An 18,515-nucleotide genomic window follows, 5' to 3' on the forward strand; every position below is an offset into this window, starting at 1 on the left:
CCCCGAACCGCTCCGCCGCCGCACGCCGCGACATGCCGCCTTCAACGGCCCGGATAAGCCTGAGCCGCAAATCTTCAGACAAAGGCTTCGCCATGCATGCTGACCTCCGGCCCAGCACACAGGGTGAATCAGATTTTGCAATCGATGGGAATCCCCCTCGATTCAATTCGGTCAGATTTTGCTCTAGACCACGGCGCGCTGGCCGATGATGGCAAAGCGCAGCTTGCTCGAGATGAAGTCTATGGCGGCGACCGCGATCAGGATCATCAGGATCAGGAACGACACCTTCTGCCATTCCAGCACGCGGATCTGCTCGGCGAGTTGCAGGCCGATGCCGCCGGCGCCGACGATGCCGATGATGGTGGCCGAACGGGTGTTCGACTCGATGAAATAGAGCACCTGCCCGGCGATCACGGGCAGCACCTGCGGCAGCAGGCCGAAGCGGATTTCATGCAGCGCATTGCCGCCGGAAGCGCGGATGCCCTCGACCTGCTTGCGGTCCGCGGCCTCGATCGCCTCCGAGAACAGTTTTCCGAACGCGCCGAAGTCGGAGACCATGATCGCCAGCACGCCGGCGAACGGACCGAGGCCGACGACGTTGATCCAGACCAGCGCCCAGATCAGCGTATCGACGCCGCGGATCGAATCCAGGAAGCGGCGCACCGGAAAGCGGATCAGGTTCGAGGCAATGATGTTGCGCGCCGCCAGCAGGCTGACCGGCAGCGCCAGCAGCGCCGCGAGCGTGGTGCCGAGCAGCGCGATCGACAGCGTCTCTCCGAGCGCCTGCATGTAGAGCGGGAACGACGAGCCGGGGTTCGGCGGGATCATCATCATGGTGATCCAGCCGAGCTGGCTCATCCCCGTGATCAGCTTGGTCGGCGAGAAGTCGAGATCGACCAGGCCGTAGATGAAGATCGCGAGCGCCCCCACGATCATGGCCGGCATCGCCAGCCGTGCCGACGCGGGACGTTCGAACACGCCGGGGTACTTGGCCCGCAGCTCCGTAGTGTCCGGTCGCGGCATCTGGCTCATCGGCGGGTCTCCTTGCCGAACAGCCGGCCGCGCAGCCAGCCGGTCGAGATGTCGATGATGAAGACGGTGACGATGATGGTGACGAGGATGGCGCTGACGTCGGAATAGTAGAACTTGCGGATCGCGACCACGAGCTCCTGCCCGATGCCGCCGGCGCCGACGAAGCCCATCACCGACGCCTCGCGGACGTTGATCTCGAAGCGCAGCAGCGCGTAGCTGGCGTAGCCCGCCGAGACCTGCGGCAGGATGGCAAAGCGCATGCAGGACAGCCAGCTCGCGCCGGTGGAGCGGATGCCCTCGACCGGCTTCATATCGGCATTCTCGACGATCTCGGCGAACAGCTTGCCGAGCGCCCCGGTGGTGTGGATCGCGATCGCCAGCACGCCGGCCATCGGACCGAGGCCGAACGCGATCACGAAGATCAGCGCGAACACGATGCCGGGCACCGTGCGGGCGAATTCCAGCAGGCGGCGGACGATGAAGCGCACCCACGGACCCGGCGCGGTGTTCTGGGCGGCGAAGAAATTCAGCGCAAACGCGAATACCGCACCGGTGAGGGTGCCGACATAGCTGATCAGCAGGGTCTCGCCGAGCAGGCGGAGCCATTTCTTCAGGCCCCAGAACCATTCCACCGGATCAGTCCAGACCCGCGCACCGGAATCCAGCGTCAGGATGCGATCGAAATAGCTGAGGAAGTTGCCGAAATAGGTGAAGAACGTGTGCAGGTTCACATCGGCGCCGAGCGCTGCGATGAACAGCGCCGCACAGAACACCGCGGCCGCGACCGTCGCCTTGAGCCGCTTGCGCGCGACCGCCTTGCGATAGGCATCGTTCAGCGTCGCCAGTTGCTGCGCTGGAAGGATGGAAATGGCGGTCGCCATCGATGCGGGCCAGTCTGCTCGAGGAATGAATGAAAAGGGCCGGATCTCTTCAACCCGGCCCAAGTCAGCTGCGACGTGCGATCAGGACGCCTTCTTGCGCAGGGCGTCGACGAACTTGATCAGCTCGATGGTCTTGTCGTAGTCGGCGTTGGTGACCGGCTGCCACGGCTGATTCTTGCCGTCGGACAGCTTCTTGAAGGCTTCCGGATCCTTCTTCGGCATGTCGAGGAAGGCCTGCTTGATCGTCGCCTTCATGTCTTCGGGAAGGCTTTCGAGATAGGCGTAGGGCGAGTTGATGATCAGGTCGGACTTCACGATGATGCGGAAGTCTTCCTTCTTCAGCGGCGTGCCATCGCTCGACTTCACCATGTTCTTGGCGAGCATGCGGGTCAGGTTGGAATCGTCGTCGGCATTCCACCAGTTGGCGGCGACGTCGACGGTGCCCTGCGCCAGCGCCAGCACGGCGTTCTCGTGGCTGCCGGTGAAGACCACCTTGGAGAAATAGGTCTCCGGATCGATCCCCATCGCATTCAGCTTGAAGCGCGGCATGTTGTTGCCGGAGGTCGAGTTGGGATCGACCAGGCCGATGTTCTTGCCCTTGAGGTCCTCGACCTTCTGGTACGGGCTCTTGGCGAGCACGTAGAACACCGAGTAGTAGCCCTTCGAGCCGTCGGCGTTGACGTCGATCACGAACGCGTCGGTCTTGACGCCGGTGAGGCGGGCGCGGGCGAACGACGCCGGACCGTAATAGCCGATGTGGATGTTGCCGGCGCGCTGGCCTTCGATGACGGCCGCGTAGTCGTTGGCGACGCGCAGGTTCACCTTGATGCCGAGTTCCTTCGACAGATACTCGGTGAGCGGACCGTAGCGCTCGGTGACGCCGGAGCCGTTCTCGGCGGGGATCACCGCGAAGGTGATCTCCGGGTACTTGGCCTTCCAGTCCTCGGCCGAAGCCGACCCAGCGAATGCCAGCGCGGCGGCGCCGGCCAGAATGATGCGACGAGTGATCATGGTTACCCCTCTTTGGTAGCTACGCCTGTTGGCCGGGCGAAATGCCCGGTTACCCAGATTTTCGGTAATGCGACGCTCAGGCCGCCGCAGCGGTGCCGAGCGCCGGAGCAGTTGCGCCTTCGGGCGCAGGCAGCGGCGCCGCGCCGATGACGTCATTGGCCTCGAGATCATAGAGCTCGCGGGCGATATGGTCGGTGAGCGCCGCGGGGGCGCCATCGAACACCACGCGACCTGCCGCCATCCCGACCAGGCGGTCGCAATAGGTCCGTGCGAGGTCGAGCGAGTGCAAATTGCAGAGCACCGTGATGCCGAAATGCTTATTGATGCGCAGCAGCGCATCCATCACGATCTTGGTGTTGCGGGGATCGAGCGAGGCGATCGGCTCGTCGGCGAGAATGATGTCGGGCTCCTGCACCAGCGCGCGGGCGATCGCGACGCGCTGCTGCTGGCCGCCGGAGAGCTGGTCGGCGCGCTGCGCCGCGAGCTGGGCGATATCGAATTGCTCGAGCGCCGACAGCGCGAGCGCCCTGTCCTGCTCCGGCCAGACCTGCGCCAGCGAGCGCCAGGACGGGATCTGGGCGAGCCGGCCCATCAGCACGTTGGTCAAGACGTCGAGACGGCCGACCAGATTGAATTGCTGGAAGATCATCGCCGAACGCGCCCGCCACTGCCGCAGCGCCTTGCCGCGCAGCGCGGTCACGTCGGTGCCTTCGAACAGGATACGGCCGGAGGTCGGATCGGCGAGGCGGTTGATCATCCGCAGCAAGGTCGACTTGCCGGCGCCGGAGCGGCCGATCACGCCGACAAAGCTACCCGGCGCGATCGAAAACGATGCGTTGTCGACTGCGGCTTTTGTGCCGAACCGGCACGTCAAACCTTCCACCACCAGCATGTAATGCTCCAACCGCGTCGCGTTGGGCCATCGCTATCCCCGGCGTTTTACAGTTATGTGACGACCGCGCTGCGGTGCGGCGATCGTCCACACCCCCGTCCTCGTCGTCTCTTGCCGTCATCGCAACGTCATGATGTTGTCATCAAGCATCCCGAAGACGAGCGCGCATCCCCCGGAAGCTAAAGATTTGCGGAGGCCCTGATGGCCGGAAAAACACTCTCGGTTGTGCCGACTGTCGACCCGACTGCGTCGGTGCGCGAGAGCAAGCTCGGCAAATATACCGAGGTCGGCGCGCGTACGATCCTGCTTGAAGTCAGCATGGACGACTACTCCTACGTCGTGAACGACAGCCAGATCACCTACACCTCGATCGGCAAGTTCTGCTCGATCGCGGCGATGACGCGGATCAATCCCGGCAACCACCCGATGCATCGCGCGACGCAGGCGCATTTCACCTACCGCGCCAGCGCCTATTTTCCCGGAGAGAGCGACGACACCGAGTTCTTCAACTGGCGACGTGCGCATCACGTGCATATCGGCCATGACGTCTGGATCGGTCACGGCGCGATCGTGCTCGCTGGACGGAACATCGGAACCGGCGCAGTCGTCGCCGCCGGCGCGATCGTGACCAAGGATGTACCCGCTTATACCATCGTTGCCGGTAATCCGGCGCGCCCGGTGAAGCGGCGCTTCTCCGAGACAACAGCTGATCGCCTCGCCGCACTCGCGTGGTGGGACTGGGATCACGAGGCACTTCGTCGTGTCCTGCCCGACTTTCGCAAGCTCGCGGTCGAGGAATTCCTCGACAAGTATGAGGCCGAGGCCGTATCCCAATCACAGGACAAGCAACGGAGCGCCGCATCGTGACGGACATTTTCATCGAGGGCGGACGCACGCTGGTTGACGGTGCCTTGGTCGAGACCTCGCTGCGGACCTCAGGCCGCGACATCGGCGCGCTGGATGCCGAGCAAGGCCGCGCCACGCTCCACATCGATGCGACCGGCCTCCTGGTGCTGCCCGGCATCATCGATCTGCACGGCGATGCGTTTGAGCGGCAGATGATGCCGCGCCCCGGCGTCGACTTTCCGACCGACGTGGCGCTAATCGACAGCGACCGGCAGGCGATCGCCAACGGCATCACGACAGTCTTCCACGGCACGACGTGGTCGTGGGAGCCCGGCCTGCGCAGCGCGGAAAATGCGCGCAAGCTGCTCGATGCGATCGAGGCGCTGCGGCCGCAACTCGCCGCCGACACGCGCTTCCACCTGCGCCACGAGACCCATAATCTCGAGGCCGAAGCCGAGATCATTCAGTGGCTCACCGAAGGCCGCATCGACCTGTTCGCATTCAACGACCACAGCAACGTCAAGCCGAAGAAGCGCAACCAGCTGGCCGAACGCACCGGGCTCTCGCTCGAGGCCGTCAACGACATGCTCGATCGGATCGTAGCGCGCCGTCCCGAGGTGCCGCCTCGATCGCGCGGCTGGCCGCGGCCGCACGCGCGGCTGATATCCGCATGCTCTCGCATGACGACAACAGCCCGGCAATGCGCCAGGAGTTCCGCGCACTGGGCGCCACGATCGCCGAATTCCCGGTCAATGTAGAGACCGCGCGGGATGCGGCGGCCGCGGGTGACTTCATCGTGTTCGGCGCGCCCAACGTGGTGCGCGGGGGCAGCCACACCGGCTGGACCAAGGCATCCGACATGATCGCGCAGGGTCTCTGCTCGGTGCTAGCCTCAGACTACTATTATCCGGCGCAGCTGCTCGCAGCGTTCCGCCTCGCCGCCGACGGCATCCTGCCGCTCACCAAGGCATGGGACCTGATCTCGTCGGCGCCGGCGCGCGCGGCCGGGCTCTCCGATCGCGGCGTGCTCGCCGCCGGCCGCCGTGCCGACATCGTCGTCGTCGACGATAAGGTGCCTTTGCGGCCGCGCATCGTTGCGGTTATGGCGGCCGGACGTCTGGTGCATCTGGCCGATGCGAGCTGCCTCGTCCATTCGCTCGCACCGCGCAAGACGGTTGCGGCGGCGTAGCTCAGCCCCATGGTCAACACTTCACGCTACGCGATCTACTACGCACCGTCACCCGACAGCGCCTTGCACCGCTTCGGCTCAACGCTGCTCGGCTACGATGCGGTTGATGGCGACGACCTGCCGTTTCCCGATGACGTCACGCCCGACTGGCGCGAAGTGACGGAAGACCCCCGCAAGTATGGCTTCCACGCCACGTTGAAGGCCCCAACCGCGCTCGCCGACGGCAGGAACGAGGCCGAGCTTCTCGCTGCCTGCGCTGCCTTCGCCGGCAAGGCCCGGCGCATTCCCGTGATCGAGCCGGTGGTCGATGCGATCAGCGGCTTCATCGCCGTGGTTCCGGCGAAGCGCTCCGACGAACTCCAGCAGCTTGCCGCCGATTGCGTCACCGAATTCGACAGCTTCCGTGCACCGCTGACGCCTGAAGATCGCGCACGGCGCAAACCCGAACGTCTCACGGAGCGGCAGCGCGACTATCTCGACCGCTGGGGCTATCCCTACGTCATGGAAGAATTCCGCTTCCACATGACGCTCACCGGCCGGCTGAGCGACGAGCGGCGCGGCCCGATCGTGGCACAGCTGCGCGAGCGGTTCGCGGCGATCGATCTCACGAGACTCGCAGTCGACCGCATCGCGCTGTTCAAGCAGGCGGATCCCGCATCTCGCTTCCGCATCATCGGGAGCTGGCCGCTGCGCGCGAGCTAGCTTGGCCTCGCGAGCTCGGCCAGCAGCCACTTCTTGAATGTCTGCAGCGCACGACTGCGCTGCGCGCCAGGCGGATGCACCAGCCAGTAGCTGCCGGTGACGTGGCCGACCGGCAGGAGCCGGCGGATCGTGCCGCGCCGCTCGCTTTCGGCGATGAAGGGTTCGAGCGCGAGCGCAACACCCGCGCCGCGTTCGGCAGCCTGCAGCGCGGCGACAAAGCTGTCGACCGAGATCGCGCGCGTTGCGGGCGGCGCCGGCTCGCCAGCGTGCTTGAACCAGAGCGGCCAGGCTGCCGGGAACGTCGTGACATGGATCAGCACGGCGCGGCCGAGGTCTGCCGCCGCACGCAGCTTCAACCGCCGCGCCAGTGCTGGCGCACCGACCGGAACGGTCCTCACCTCCATCAGGCGATGCGCGACGACGCCTTCGGGCTTGTCGGGCCCGAAGCTGATGCCGGCATCGAATGTCTCGGTGTCGAAATCGACATTGCGGTTCGAGGTCTCGATCGCGAGATCGAGCTCGGAATGCCGGGTGAGGAACGCGGACAGCCGCGGGATCAGCCAGGCCGAGGCGAACTGCGGCAGCACCTTGAGCCGCAGCCGGCGTTGCCCGGCCGCCTCGACCGCTGACTCCGCCTGCGCCAATAATGCAAAGGCGCGGCCGGTCGCGGCGGCCAGCTTCTCGCCGGCATGGGTCGGCCGAACCACGCGATGGGCGCGGCGAAACAGCGCGACGCCGAGATGGACTTCGAGATTGCGGATGCGGTGGCTGACTGCCGAGGCGCTGACATTCAACACGCCCGCGGCCTCCTTGAAGCTGCCGAGCCTGACCGCGACATCGAATGCCTGCAATGCCAGCAGATGCGCCGGCCTGAGGCTCGCTGCGGCGAGATCGTCCCTCCCCTGCGACAGTGACCGGCGCGCCGACCTTGCGTTGCTCTTGCTCATGGGCCGATCCTAACGGTCGGCACCCGTCGATGTCGCGTGGAAAATCAGGTTCGGATGAATGTCATTCATCCGAACCTCGCTGGTTTCGCTTGTCGCGTGCGCGGTATTGCGAAATCCTGTCCCGCGAACCAGACCGGCGGCAAGCCCGGCCAACAGAGGGGAGAACGGCGATGACGGCACAGCTCGCGGACGAAGCCTCCATCGTCGACCGCATCCTCAGGCATATCGACGCCAAATCCACCGATCTCAGCGACGGCGTCTGGCACGAGCCCGTCGTCCACTATCAGTCGCAGGATCGCTTCGCAGCTGAGATCGAATACGTGTTCCGCCGCACGCTAACGCCGTTCTGCCCATCCGCCGCGCTCGCAGAGACCGGCGCCTATGTCGCGCGCAACGCGGCGCTGACGCCTGTTGTCGCGATCCGCGGCGCGGACGGCGTCGCGCGCGCCTTCCGCAATGCGTGCCGGCATCGCGGCGTACAGCTGGTCGACGGCGCGGGCTGCCGCAAGGCGCTGACCTGCCGCTACCACGGCTGGACCTACGGCCTCGACGGCAGGCTGCGCGGCATCCCCGATGAGCACGGCTTTCCCGGGCTCGACAAGACCACGCATGGCCTCGTGCCCATCACCTGCATCGAACGCGATGGCCTGGTGCTCGTATCGCAGGACGATCCCGCCGCAACCTCGGACACGATCGGCATGCCGGCCTTGTTCGGCGACAACTGGACGCTGTACTCGACCGTCTCGCAGGAGGTCGAGGCCAACTGGAAGATCGTCGCCGAAGGCTTCCTCGAAGGCTATCACATCCGGTCGACGCATCAGGATACGTTCTATCCGCTGCAATATGACAATCTCAACGTGATCGAATCATTCGGCCGCAACAGCCGGATCAGTTTCCCCTATCGGCGCATCGAGAAACTGCGCAGCGTGCCGCCACAGGAGCGCAGGACGGCCGGCATGCTGACGCATGTCTATCACCTGTTCCCGAACGTGATGCTGTCGACCTTCCCGACCAACCGGCTGATGACGGTGCTCGAGCCGCTCGCCGTGGACCGCACCGGGCTCGTCACCTACACGCTGTCGAACCAGATCGCCGCGGAGGACGGCCGCGCCGCGGTCGCCCAGGGACGCGACTTCGTCACCGCGGGCGCGGCCGAGGATCGCGAGATGGCCTGCGCCGCGCAGCGCGGGCTCGCAACGCGGGCGAACGATCACTTCACCTTCGGCCTGTTCGAAGGCGCGATCAGGCATTTTCACCGGAACCTGGCCGCGGTCATCGACAGCCGCACCAGCGCACGCTGATCCGCTGCAACGCTGCCGAGGACTGACTATGCTGGACCACCCGACCGTCAAATACCGAACCGAGCAGGCGATCGCGATCGTGACGATCGATCGCTATGATGAGGCGCGCAACGCGGTCAATCCGGAGACCGCGCAAGGACTCGCCCAGGCGTTTCGCACCTTCGATAGCGACCCGTCGCTGTCGGTCGCGATCCTGACCGGCGCGGGCGGCGCGTTCTGCGCCGGCTTCGACCTCAAGCGCACCGCCGCCGGCCATCGCGGCCACCGCGTCGAGAACGGCGACGGCCCGATGGGCCCGACGCGAATGAAGCTGTCGAAGCCGGTGATCGCCGCAATCGAGGGACCGGCGGTAGCGGGCGGGCTCGAGCTTGCGATCTGGTGCGATCTGCGGGTCGCAGCAACCGATGCCACCTTCGGCGTCTATTGCCGGCGCTTCGGCGTGCCGTTGATGGATCTCGGCACCGTGCGCCTGCCGCGGCTGATCGGGCACAGCCGCGCGATGGACATGATCCTCACCGGGCGCGGCGTCTCCGGCGAGGAGGCCGGACGGATCGGGCTCGCCAACCGCGTGGTCGCACCCGGCACGGCACTCACTGAGGCGCGCAGCCTCGCCCATGATCTGTGCCGTCTGCCGCAGGCGGCGCTGCGCAGCGATCGGCTGTCGGCCATCGAGCAATGGGAGCTCGGCTGGGAACAGGCCGCGCTGAACGAGTTTCGCCTCGGGTTGGCGACGGTCGCGACCGGCGAGACCGAGGCCGGTGCGCGGCGCTTCGCAAGCGGCAAGGGCAGGCACGGCGATTTCGCAGACATCACCTGAGAAATCGATCGCGACCGCGACGCTACTCGTCCACCCGGGTGCGGGCGATGATCTCGGCGGCGCCCTTCGCGAGCAGCTCCATGCCAACGGCGCGGCCGAGCTCACGCGGCCGGTCGGCGGGCCCGCTCCGCGTCACCTCGATGAAGCCGGCGCCGGCCTCGTCGAGCACCGAGGCGCGCAGCGTCATCTCGGCTCCCGCGAGCGTGGCGTGGCCGGCGATCGGCGAGTTGCAATGGCCGTTAAGCACCCACAGCACCTCGCGTTCGGCCGCGGCGGCCAGCCGCGACTGCGCGTTGTCGATCGCGGCAAGCCGCGCACGCGTCGCCCAATCGGTCTCGACGCATTCGACCGCGACGATGCCCTGGCCCACCGCCGGCAGCATTTCGTTGACGGAGAAATCATGGGCGATGCGCGCGGTCATGCCGATGCGCTCGAGGCCGGAGCGCGCCATGACAAGCGCATCCGCCGGCCCCACCTCGCCACCCTCGGGCAGCCGCTGCTTGTCGCCGCGATCGAGTTTTGCAACTCGCGTGTCAGCGGCGCCGCGATAATGGATCACGGTCGCCTCAGGAAACAGCCGGCGCAGATAGGCGGCGCGGCGCACCGCGTTGGTGCCGATCATGAAGCCCTTGCCGCGTGCGGCGCGGAGCGTCTCCAGCGACAGCCCGGGACGCAGCACGAGGCTGTCATTGGCGGCATCGCGCGCCAGCATCGCCGCAAGGACGAGACCCGGCGTCTCCTCATTGCCCGGCACGTCCTTCAGCGAATGCATCGCGGCCTGCAACGTGCCGGCACGCATGGCTTCGCGGATCTCGGCGACGAAGGCGCCGCCCTTGCCGCCGTGGCGCAATAGCTTGCTGGTCTGGTCCTGGTCGCCGCGGGTCTCGAACTTGACGATCTCGACGGCAAGGTCGCCCGCCGAGGCGCGCAGCAGCCGCGCGACCTCGTCCGTCTGCGCGAGCGCCATCGCGCTCTTGCGCGTCCCTATCCGCAAAACCTGTCCCGACACGAAAGCTCCGCTGCGTGATCATCAACGGCTGGGGATTAGAACAAAAAACCAGTCAAAACAATGGTTTTTGCCCCTGCCGAACCAGACTCAGGCAACCTCCTCGACCAGCGCCACGCCGGCGTCGCGCATCGTCGCGATGGCGGCCGCAAGCGAACCGCCGAGGTCGATGGCACGGCAGCCCGGCAGCACGACCGTGGTCTCGAACCCCAGCCGGCGCGCATCGAGCGCCGAATATTGCACGCAGAAATCCGTCGCGAGCCCGGCCATCACGACGCGCTTGAGGCCGCGCTCGCGCAGATAGCCGGCGAGCCCGGTGGGCGTCGTCCGGTCGTTCTCGAAGAATGCCGAATAGGAATCAATCGCGGCCCGAAATCCCTTGCGGATCACGAGTTCGGCCCGGTCGGTGGCGAGACCGGGATGAAACGCCGCTCCCACGGTGCCCTGGATGCAATGATCCGGCCACAGCGTTTGCGGCCCATAGGGCATGGTGATCGAGGAGAATGGTGCTGCACCGGGATGCGAGGTCGCAAACGAGCTGTGGCCCGCCGGATGCCAGTCCTGGGTCAGCACGACATGGTCGAAGCGGCCGGCGAACTGGTTGACCACGGGCACGACGGCATCGCCGTCGGCAACCGCCAGCGCGCCGCCGGGGCAGAAATCGCTCTGTACGTCGATGATCAGGAACAGATCGTCGGGCGCAATCTTCATCAGGTGCCTATCCGCAACGATGCGCGCAGTTTGCGCAGGCAGGCAATCACCGACAACGCGGTAATGCGGCCGGTCTTGGGGTTTTCCGAGGGGATATTCTCGATCATCATCGAGAACCGCGCGGAATCGGAATCGACCTCGATGCGGTGGGTGTTGCGCGTCACCGTCGGATCCGCCCAGATCTCGACCCTCGTGCGATCGGGGCCGATACCGGCGAGCGACAGCGCCACCGCGACGTTGAGATTGGCCGGAAAGCCCTTGGCGGCCTCGCGCGCAGTCCCGTCGAAGATGCGCAGCGGCTCGGTGATCCCCTCGATCCGAATGTTGTTCTCGACCAGATGCGGCGCGCCGACGAGACCCTCAACCGGCTTCCGTGTCACCAGCTTCGCCGAGTGAATGGTCCCGATCGCCGCCGCGGTCACGGCATCGAGCCCGATCAGCGCGCCGGTCGGCACGATGATCTGGCCGCCATGGGCCCTGGCGAGATCGACGAGGTCCTCGTTCTGCAACAGCGCGCCGACGCTGAGCACCACGGCGGTCTTGCCGCGCTCGACCACCGGCGCCACGATCGAGCGCACCACCCTGCTCGGCGCGCACTCGACCACGATGTCGGCGACGTCGGCAAGCTGCTCGATCGGCACCAGCTTCGGCGTAGATTTGAGCTCCGCGACCCAGCTGCGGTGCTTGTCCGGATTGTTCGCCGAGACGGCAACCAGCGTCAGGCCCTCGATGCCCTGATCGAGCGCCTTGACGACATCAGTGCCGATCGCGCCGAGACCGGCGACCGCCACCCGCAACTTTGTCTTGCTGTCAGCCATCATTTCCCGCCGGCGAGCATCTTGACCAGGCGATAGAGATATTCCTCGCCTTCGTAGAACGACTTGACGAGCACGCGCTCGTCCTTGCCATGGTTCCGGTTGTCGTCGACATCGGAGCCGAGCCCGGAATGACCATAGGTCGGAATTCCCGCATTGCGCAGGTAGCTGCCGTCGGTGGCGCCGGTGCTCATCACAGGAACGATCGCGGCATCCGGCCAGAACTCCTTCGACAGCTTCTCGATCGATCCCATGATCTCCTCGTTCAAGGGCGACGGCGGGCTCAGCACGGCCTTGCCGGTCGGCGTCACCGCAATCTGCTTGTCGGCGAGCACGCGCTCGATCGTCGCCTGAACACCTTCGACCGGCTCGCCGGGCAGGATCCGGCAGTTCACCTTGGCGGTTGCCAGCTGCGGCAGTGCGTTGATGGCATGGCCGCCCTCCAGCATGGTCGCGACGCAGGTGGTGCGGAGCTGCGCGTTGTAGCCGGGATTCTCCGACAATCGCGCCAGCGCTGCCGGGTCGGGCTGCGGCGCCAGGATTGCCTTGATATCGTCGGCATGCGACTTGTCGACCTCGGCGGTCTTCGTGAAATAGATTCGCGTCGTCTCGTTGAGATTCATCGGGAAGTCGTATTTGGAGAGCCGCACCAGGCCCTCGGCGAGGCGGTAGATCGCGTTGTCCTTGCGCGGCAGCGACGAGTGCCCGCCGCTGTCCTTCACCGTGAGCTGATAGCCGATCGAGACCTTCTCGCTGGTCTGCACGCTGTTGCGGATTGCCTTGCCATTCTTGAGGCCGACGCCGCCGCCTTCGTTGAGCGCGAACTCGGCGTCGATCAGGTCGCGGTGGTTCTTGATCAGCCACTGCATGCCGAGAGCGTTGGCATCGAGGATCTCCTCGTCGGTCTCGAGGGCGACGATGATGTCGCGGTCGGGCTTGTAGCCCTCCTTCTTGTAGCGGATCAGGTTGGTGATGAAGGCGGAGGCCATGTATTTGTCGTCGCTCGAGCCGCGGCCGTAGAAATAGCCGTCCTGCTCGGTGAGCTTGAACGGATCGACCGACCAGTCCTCGCGCAGCGCAGGCACGACGTCGATATGGGCGACCAGGAGGATCGGCTTGCGCGCGCCGGAGCCGTGCAGCCGCGCCACCAGATTGCCCTTGTGCGGCGCGGGCGAGAACACCTGCACGTCGGCCTCGGGGAAGCCGGCCGCACGCAGCCGCGCGCCCATCGCCTCCGCCGCCTTCTGGGTATCGCCGGTCGCGGTGGTCGTGTTGATCTCGACCAGCTCCTGATAGATGCCGCGGGCAAATTGCTGCTGCTCGGTCAGTCCCTCCGCGCCGGCGCCGGACGCGAGCAGCACCGGAGCGAACGTTGCCGCGAGCTGCAGCGATCGAACCATGTTTCGGGCCTTGTGCGACATCATGCTCTCCCAGAATTCCACCACCTGATTGGAGATGAATTCAGACAGGCGACACGCGCTTTGGCAAGACTGCGAGCCCTTCAATTTCCGCGCGCATGCTCCGCACTTTCGCGCACGCTATTTGGAGTCCTTATTTCGTGTCTTATTTGGCTTCCTTGGCCGCGATCACCTCGATCTCGACCAGGAAGCCGGGATTTGCGAGTGCGGCGACGCCGACCACCGAGCGCGCCGGCAGGTTCGGCTGGCTGCCGCCGAAGAACTGGGTGTAGCCCTCCATGAAGGCCTTGAAGTCCATCGGCGCGGACGCGTTGTGGACCAGGAACACCTGCATTTTGACGACGTCGCCCATGCCAAGCCCCTGGCCTTCCAGAATGGCCTTGATGCGGTTGAGCACGCCGACGGTCTGGGTCTTGGTGTCGCCATAGGCCTGCGGGCTCGACGGATCGGCATCCTTGTTGACGACCGGCGGCACCTGGCCGCTGACATAGACCGTCGTGGTGTTGCCGGTGACGGTCACGGCCTGCGCGATCGGGAATGTCGAGTTGGGAATCGGATGCCTGACCACGTCAGCGGAGGCCGTGGTCGCCATCGCCGACAGCGCGACGCCCAACACAATACCGATGAATTTCATCAAACTCTCTCCGTGAGTTGCGTGGTCAGCGGCGGGCGTCCTGAACGTCCTTGGTCGTCACCGCGTCCTGATAGTTGTTGCCAAAGTGCGTCCGCAGATAATTCACAACGGCAGCCACCTGACCATCGGTCATCATGTCGCCGAACGCCGGCATGCCGCGGCGGCCGTTGATGACGAGATAGATCGGATAGCTGCCGGATTCGAGATTCTTGTTGCCGGCGAGCGAGGGATAGGTGCCGGCGCCGCTCGCGCCTGTCGCATCCGGCATGTGGCAGCCCTGGCAGACATTGCCGAACAGCTCTTCGCCGGTCATCTCCACGAAACGGTAGCCCGAAGAGAAGGTGCGCTTGCCCACCCCGCTGTCCTGACCAGGCGCCGCGGTCGCCGACAGCAGCAGCAGTGCCGCGACAACAGATGTTCCTGTCTGCTTCATCACGTCTTCACCACGCGTTCGTGCATTCGGGTAATGGCGTCGAGCGCGGATAGGATCGCCCCCTCCTGCCAGGCCGGCAGCTGCGAAGCGTGCTCGCCCGCCAGCGCGATGCGGCCGTCGATCTGGCAGAGATTGCGATAATGCTGCGCCCGCCCGGCTTCGGTCCATTCCCCAGCGCAGCCGAGCGTGAACGGCACTCGATGCCACGCCACCGCGACGCCGTTCTCGAACTCGCTTTTGTACTGCGGATGGATCTTGGCGCCGAATTCGACCGCACTGGCGACCCGCTCGGCCGGCGTCATCGCCGTGAACTCGAACGAATTGGCGCCCTCATACAGATAGGCGCCGAGCAGCACGCCGCGGCCGCCGCGGTTGAAGCCATAGTTCGGATAGCCGATATTCCGGATCGGCAGGTCCGTGTAGCTGATGCCGCCGTAGATTGCCTCATCCTCCTCCCAGAACCGCCGCTTGAACTGCAGCCCGACCTTCACCGAGGCGGCGTAGGGCAAGGAATCGATCGCATTCTTCATCGGCCCGCTGACATCCAGAGGCAGCTGGCTCAGGATCGGCAGCGGGATGGTGCAGATGCACCAGTCGGCGGTCGCCTGCTGCACCGCGGAGGGACTGGCGGTGTCGACATAGCTCACGGTGACGCCCGAGCCGTTCTGCTGGATCTGCGTGACCTTGGCGTTATAGCGGATGAGATCGCCGACCTCGCGCGCGAACGCCTTGCCGATCATGTCCATGCCGCCGACCGGCTGGAACATGGAGGGCTGGAAATCGTAGTGCGCAAAGCTTTGGACGTAGCGCCACATCCGCGAGCGCAGCAGCTCCTGGAGCGAGATCGGATCGCTGGGCAACGGATCGCCCATCAAGCCGCCGCCGGGATCGCGCGCATATCCGCGGACGTCGGCAGAGCGTAGGTTGGCATTGTACTTGTAGTCGCGATCCAGCGCGCCCCAGTCGCGCAGTGCCTGCAGCAGGATCTCCTGATCTTCCTTGCTGACGAACTCGTCGAGCCTGCCCTGCTGGCTGACTTTCGCCAGCAGCTCAGCCACCCCGCCCTGGAAATCCGCCTTGATGCTGCGAAAGCGTTGCGGCTTGCCGTCGAATGCACGCGTCGCGTGCAGATAGGCGTTGTGGTTGAGCTGGATGAAGGGTTCCAGCGTCACGTTGAGCCGCCGGCAGTAATCGAGCAGCGCGCGATGATGATAGGGAATCCGCCACGGGCCGGGATTGAGATAGAGCCCCTGCTCGAACTGGCAGGTCTGCTTGAAGCCGCCGAGCTCGGTAAAGCTGTCGCCGCCGCGGATCGACCAGTTACGGCCGCCGGCGCGATTGTTGAATTCGAGGATCTGGACCTTGTAGCCGGCCTTGCGCAGTTCCAGCGCCGCTGTCATGCCGGCGAGCCCGGCGCCGAGAATCAGCACCGAAGCGCCCTTCACGTCGCCCGTGAGCTTGAGCGGCCCCTTGTAGGCGGACTCGGATGCGAAGCCGAGGCTCGTCATCGCGTGATACATCGCCGAACTGCCGGCGATAGTCCCGATCAGCGCCAGCAAATCCCGCCGCCTGATCACAGATTCGTTCTGCACCCGCGTTCACCCAGCCACTGACGTCGATGTCGAAGGGAAACGGTTGACGCGACCCGTGTCAAGAAAGCGCACACGCTTCCACATGCAGCCACACGCGCTTTTGATGCGTCACGCAACCGATACATCACACCACGCGCTCGCGATGCACCCGCCGGCAGTCCATTTCAAAGTCGAGCCCGACCACCGGCGGCCGATCGAAATGCCAGGTCAGCCCGTTACGCAGCACGCCGCGGCGGCCGAGCTCGCTTTCGAGCACCGGATAGGCGTCGTGGACGGTATAGAGCTGCACCGCGGTGGTGTCCTTCCAGGTGCTGCCGAACGCGCTCATGCGGCGTTCCATCTCGTCAGCCACGAATTTTGCCTTCGCCAGGATGCCGGCGGCACTGGTATCGCCGGGCGCAACGGTATGATCGCGATAATTGGCCTTGCCCTCGACCGACTCGCCGCTGCCGGCAACGACGAAGCTGCGAGGCGCATCCTTCGCAGCCGGCACCGTGTAGCAGAAGGCATGGAAGCTCGGCTCGCCTGGCGGGTCGAGCTTCGGACAGACATTGCTGCGCGCCACCGGATTGATGCCGTCGCGCATCACGCCCCAGGCGATTAACGTCTTGATATAGATCTCGTTGAAGGCCTTGAACCCGTCCTCGGTGAACGGCGCCGGCGAGCGCAGTTCGCAGGCGCCGAACGCCGTCAGCGGACGGCCGGCGGATTTGAGGATTTGCGCTATCCATTCGAAACCCGCACTCAGCGGCACCGGTTCGGCGAAGCTGACGCGCTCGATGGCATAACCGGGCAGCGCACTTATGCCGCAGGAATATTGACTGACGCCGGGCATGAAGCGGTAGCCGCCGTCGGGAGCCTCGATGGTGCTGGTCATGGTGCCTCGTGATGTGAACAATGTGATGCGGCTGTCACGACGACGTCGCGCGATGGAGGGTACGCAGGGACGACTCGATTTCATCACAGCCGTCGTCCTGGCGAAAGCCAGGACCCATAACCACCGCATTCGGTGATGAACGGGACCGTGGACCCAGCATCGCACAACAATCGAGATTCGGGGTAATGGGTCCTGGCTTTCGCCAGGACGACGATGCGGATAGCTCTCGATTCAAGGTGCCAAACAACGCGGTGTCATCCCCCGCGAAAGCGGGTGATCCAGTATTCCAGAGGCAGTCGTTATCGAACCGATGGGCCGCGGCGTACTGGATCGCCCGGTCGAGCCGCGCGATGACAGGTGTGGATCGGGACAAGACTCCCTCCCACGTCGTCCCGGCCTAGTGCGCAATTGCGCACGGGAGCCGGGACCCATACGCCGCAGCAGGCGTTGTAGGTGGGACTCGTCGTTCCAGCGTCACGTACAATTTGCATTTGGGGTTATGGGTCCCGGCCTTCGCCGGGACGACAGTGAGTGTGTGGCACGGTCAGTGAGCCACGCTTCCGCATTCTCGCGACAAGATTTGCCCGAGCTTTGCGTCTCGTTTCGCCGCTCTGAGAACAGAGGGCGCAGGGAAAGCCGGGTGCCGATCGCACCCATGGGTCCGGTGCAACAAAAAAGCACCGGAGGTCGGACCACAGGTGTAACCGGGAACATCCCGGCTTTCCCTGCGCGATGGTTTACGGCTTATACGTGCTCGCCCCGGTGAGACTGGGCTTGCTTGTCACCGTCTTCACAAAAGCTGCGCGCTTTCGCAAGGAGACACCTGCCGCTAGGGCGTCAGGTCTGCACGACTTCGCCGTCCGCCACATTGCGCACTCGTCGGTTGCGCAATCGGCGTCCACCGCATCTCACCGCAACACCCGTGACGATGCGCAGCGCCCCTCGATCGGGTGAGACGGACGAACCATATACTGAGTTGAATTTCTGATAAAGCGAAATATTTTTGCGCAAGGTGATTGACAGATTTCCGCTGAGTTGCCCGTCGGGTTAATTTGTCACACCCAACACCTCTTCGTCATTCCGGGGCGACGCGAAACGTCGAGCCCGGAGTCCATCGGACCGCATGAGTTGTGGAGCAATGGATTCCGGGTTCTCGGTTCGCGAGCTCCCGGGTATGCACGAGAGAATGACGAAAGAGCGATCGCCTCAATGCGCCTTGGCGACGTAGGGACAGCCACCTTCTGCGAGCGGACGGAAGGCCTGGTCACCCGGCACAGTCGCGAGATACTCGTAGAGATCCCATTTGCTCTTGGACTCTTCCGGCTTCTTGATCCGCATCAGATACATGTCGTGCACCATGCGGCCGTCCTCGCGCACCACGCCGTTCTGGGCAAAGAAATCATTGACCGGG

General features: G+C 65.1%; 17 protein-coding genes and 2 pseudogenes. 5 read left to right on the top strand and 14 right to left on the bottom strand.

Translation table 11 applies throughout. The features are described 5' to 3' along the window. Nucleotides 1–183: 183 nt before the first annotated feature. The 4 genes from phnE (AC628_RS22875) to phnC all read right to left on the bottom strand — a co-directional run bounded on the left by phnE (AC628_RS22875) (nt 184) and on the right by phnC (nt 3,816). Nucleotides 184–1,032 carry a phosphonate ABC transporter, permease protein PhnE gene (gene phnE / locus AC628_RS22875; RefSeq protein ID WP_074128983.1) on the bottom strand — a complete coding sequence of 283 codons (849 nt, stop codon included), beginning with the start codon at nt 1,030–1,032 and terminating at the stop codon, nt 184–186. Then, a complete protein-coding gene (gene phnE, locus AC628_RS22880) occupies nt 1,029–1,913 on the bottom strand; it encodes a phosphonate ABC transporter, permease protein PhnE (protein WP_074128984.1) in 885 nt (294 codons plus the stop codon). The genes phnE (AC628_RS22875) and phnE (AC628_RS22880) overlap by 4 nt, the downstream gene beginning before the upstream one ends. 81 nt (nt 1,914–1,994) lie before the next feature. Next, nucleotides 1,995–2,924, bottom strand: a complete 930-nt coding sequence (phnD, locus tag AC628_RS22885) for a phosphonate ABC transporter substrate-binding protein (protein ID WP_074128985.1) — start codon at nt 2,922–2,924, stop codon at nt 1,995–1,997. A 76-nt stretch (nt 2,925–3,000) separates the two neighbouring features. Then, nucleotides 3,001–3,816 (bottom strand): phosphonate ABC transporter ATP-binding protein, encoded by an 816-nt coding sequence (gene phnC, locus AC628_RS22890; protein WP_074128997.1) that lies wholly within the window; start codon nt 3,814–3,816, stop codon nt 3,001–3,003. Between the two features lie 201 nt (nt 3,817–4,017). Here phnC and AC628_RS22895 point away from each other — a divergent pair, with 201 nt between their 5' ends. From AC628_RS22895 to AC628_RS22905, 3 genes and pseudogenes are all read left to right on the top strand, one after another. Further along, nucleotides 4,018–4,683 carry an LbetaH domain-containing protein gene (locus AC628_RS22895; RefSeq protein WP_074128986.1) on the top strand — a complete coding sequence of 222 codons (666 nt, stop codon included), beginning with the start codon at nt 4,018–4,020 and terminating at the stop codon, nt 4,681–4,683. After that, nucleotides 4,680–5,851, top strand: a pseudogene (locus tag AC628_RS22900) (alpha-D-ribose 1-methylphosphonate 5-triphosphate diphosphatase). Before AC628_RS22895 ends, AC628_RS22900 begins: the two are co-directional and overlap by 4 nt. A gap of 9 nt (nt 5,852–5,860) precedes the next feature. After that, nucleotides 5,861–6,553, top strand: coding sequence for a DUF1045 domain-containing protein (locus AC628_RS22905; protein WP_074128987.1), 693 nt, complete (start codon nt 5,861–5,863; stop codon nt 6,551–6,553). Here the strand turns inward: AC628_RS22905 and AC628_RS22910 are convergent. After that, complete coding sequence (locus tag AC628_RS22910) at nt 6,550–7,500, bottom strand: LysR substrate-binding domain-containing protein (RefSeq protein ID WP_245321278.1); 951 nt, start codon at nt 7,498–7,500, stop codon at nt 6,550–6,552. The genes AC628_RS22905 and AC628_RS22910 overlap by 4 nt on opposite strands. A gap of 170 nt (nt 7,501–7,670) precedes the next feature. Here AC628_RS22910 and AC628_RS22915 point away from each other — a divergent pair, with 170 nt between their 5' ends. Together AC628_RS22915 and AC628_RS22920 are read left to right on the top strand one after the other, a co-directional pair. Then, nucleotides 7,671–8,801, top strand: a complete 1,131-nt coding sequence (locus AC628_RS22915; RefSeq protein WP_074128988.1) for an aromatic ring-hydroxylating oxygenase subunit alpha — start codon at nt 7,671–7,673, stop codon at nt 8,799–8,801. Between the two features lie 28 nt (nt 8,802–8,829). Further along, nucleotides 8,830–9,618 carry a crotonase/enoyl-CoA hydratase family protein gene (locus tag AC628_RS22920; protein ID WP_074128989.1) on the top strand — a complete coding sequence of 263 codons (789 nt, stop codon included), beginning with the start codon at nt 8,830–8,832 and terminating at the stop codon, nt 9,616–9,618. Nucleotides 9,619–9,640: 22 nt separating this feature from the next. Here the strand turns inward: AC628_RS22920 and hemC are convergent, their stop codons facing one another. The 9 genes and pseudogenes from hemC to AC628_RS22965 form a co-directional block, all read right to left on the bottom strand. Next, entirely contained in the window at nt 9,641–10,612 is a 972-nt protein-coding gene (hemC, locus tag AC628_RS22925; protein ID WP_074128990.1) for a hydroxymethylbilane synthase, read from the bottom strand. 102 nt (nt 10,613–10,714) lie between these two features. Then, nucleotides 10,715–11,335 carry a bifunctional nicotinamidase/pyrazinamidase gene (pncA, locus tag AC628_RS22930; protein WP_074128991.1) on the bottom strand — a complete coding sequence of 207 codons (621 nt, stop codon included), beginning with the start codon at nt 11,333–11,335 and terminating at the stop codon, nt 10,715–10,717. Beyond that, the gene (locus AC628_RS22935) at nt 11,335–12,153 is read right to left on the bottom strand and encodes an aspartate dehydrogenase (RefSeq protein ID WP_074128992.1); all 819 of its coding nucleotides are present in this window, start codon (nt 12,151–12,153) and stop codon (nt 11,335–11,337) included. The genes pncA and AC628_RS22935 overlap by 1 nt, the downstream gene beginning before the upstream one ends. Next, complete coding sequence (locus tag AC628_RS22940; RefSeq protein WP_074128999.1) at nt 12,153–13,571, bottom strand: M20/M25/M40 family metallo-hydrolase; 1,419 nt, start codon at nt 13,569–13,571, stop codon at nt 12,153–12,155. Before AC628_RS22940 ends, AC628_RS22935 begins: the two co-directional genes overlap by 1 nt. A 142-nt stretch (nt 13,572–13,713) precedes the next feature. Beyond that, on the bottom strand, nt 13,714–14,202 hold the full coding sequence (locus AC628_RS22945) for a Rid family hydrolase (protein WP_074128993.1): 489 nt from the start codon (nt 14,200–14,202) through the stop codon (nt 13,714–13,716). A 25-nt stretch (nt 14,203–14,227) separates the two neighbouring features. After that, nucleotides 14,228–14,635 carry a c-type cytochrome gene (locus AC628_RS22950; RefSeq protein ID WP_074128994.1) on the bottom strand — a complete coding sequence of 136 codons (408 nt, stop codon included), beginning with the start codon at nt 14,633–14,635 and terminating at the stop codon, nt 14,228–14,230. Then, nucleotides 14,635–16,227: an NAD(P)/FAD-dependent oxidoreductase gene (locus AC628_RS22955; protein WP_074128995.1), complete on the bottom strand. Its 1,593-nt coding sequence runs from the start codon at nt 16,225–16,227 to the stop codon at nt 14,635–14,637. Before AC628_RS22955 ends, AC628_RS22950 begins: the two co-directional genes overlap by 1 nt. 124 nt (nt 16,228–16,351) lie before the next feature. After that, nucleotides 16,352–17,104 carry a 2-amino-5-chloromuconate deaminase CnbZ gene (gene cnbZ / locus AC628_RS22960; protein WP_074128996.1) on the bottom strand — a complete coding sequence of 251 codons (753 nt, stop codon included), beginning with the start codon at nt 17,102–17,104 and terminating at the stop codon, nt 16,352–16,354. 1,206 nt (nt 17,105–18,310) lie between these two features. Beyond that, a pseudogene (locus AC628_RS22965) lies at nt 18,311–18,515 on the bottom strand (ABC transporter substrate-binding protein); the annotation flags it as partial.

It is taken from the genome of Bradyrhizobium sp. NAS96.2 (assembly GCF_001908235.1).
Classification (GTDB): Bacteria; Pseudomonadota; Alphaproteobacteria; order Rhizobiales; family Xanthobacteraceae; genus Bradyrhizobium.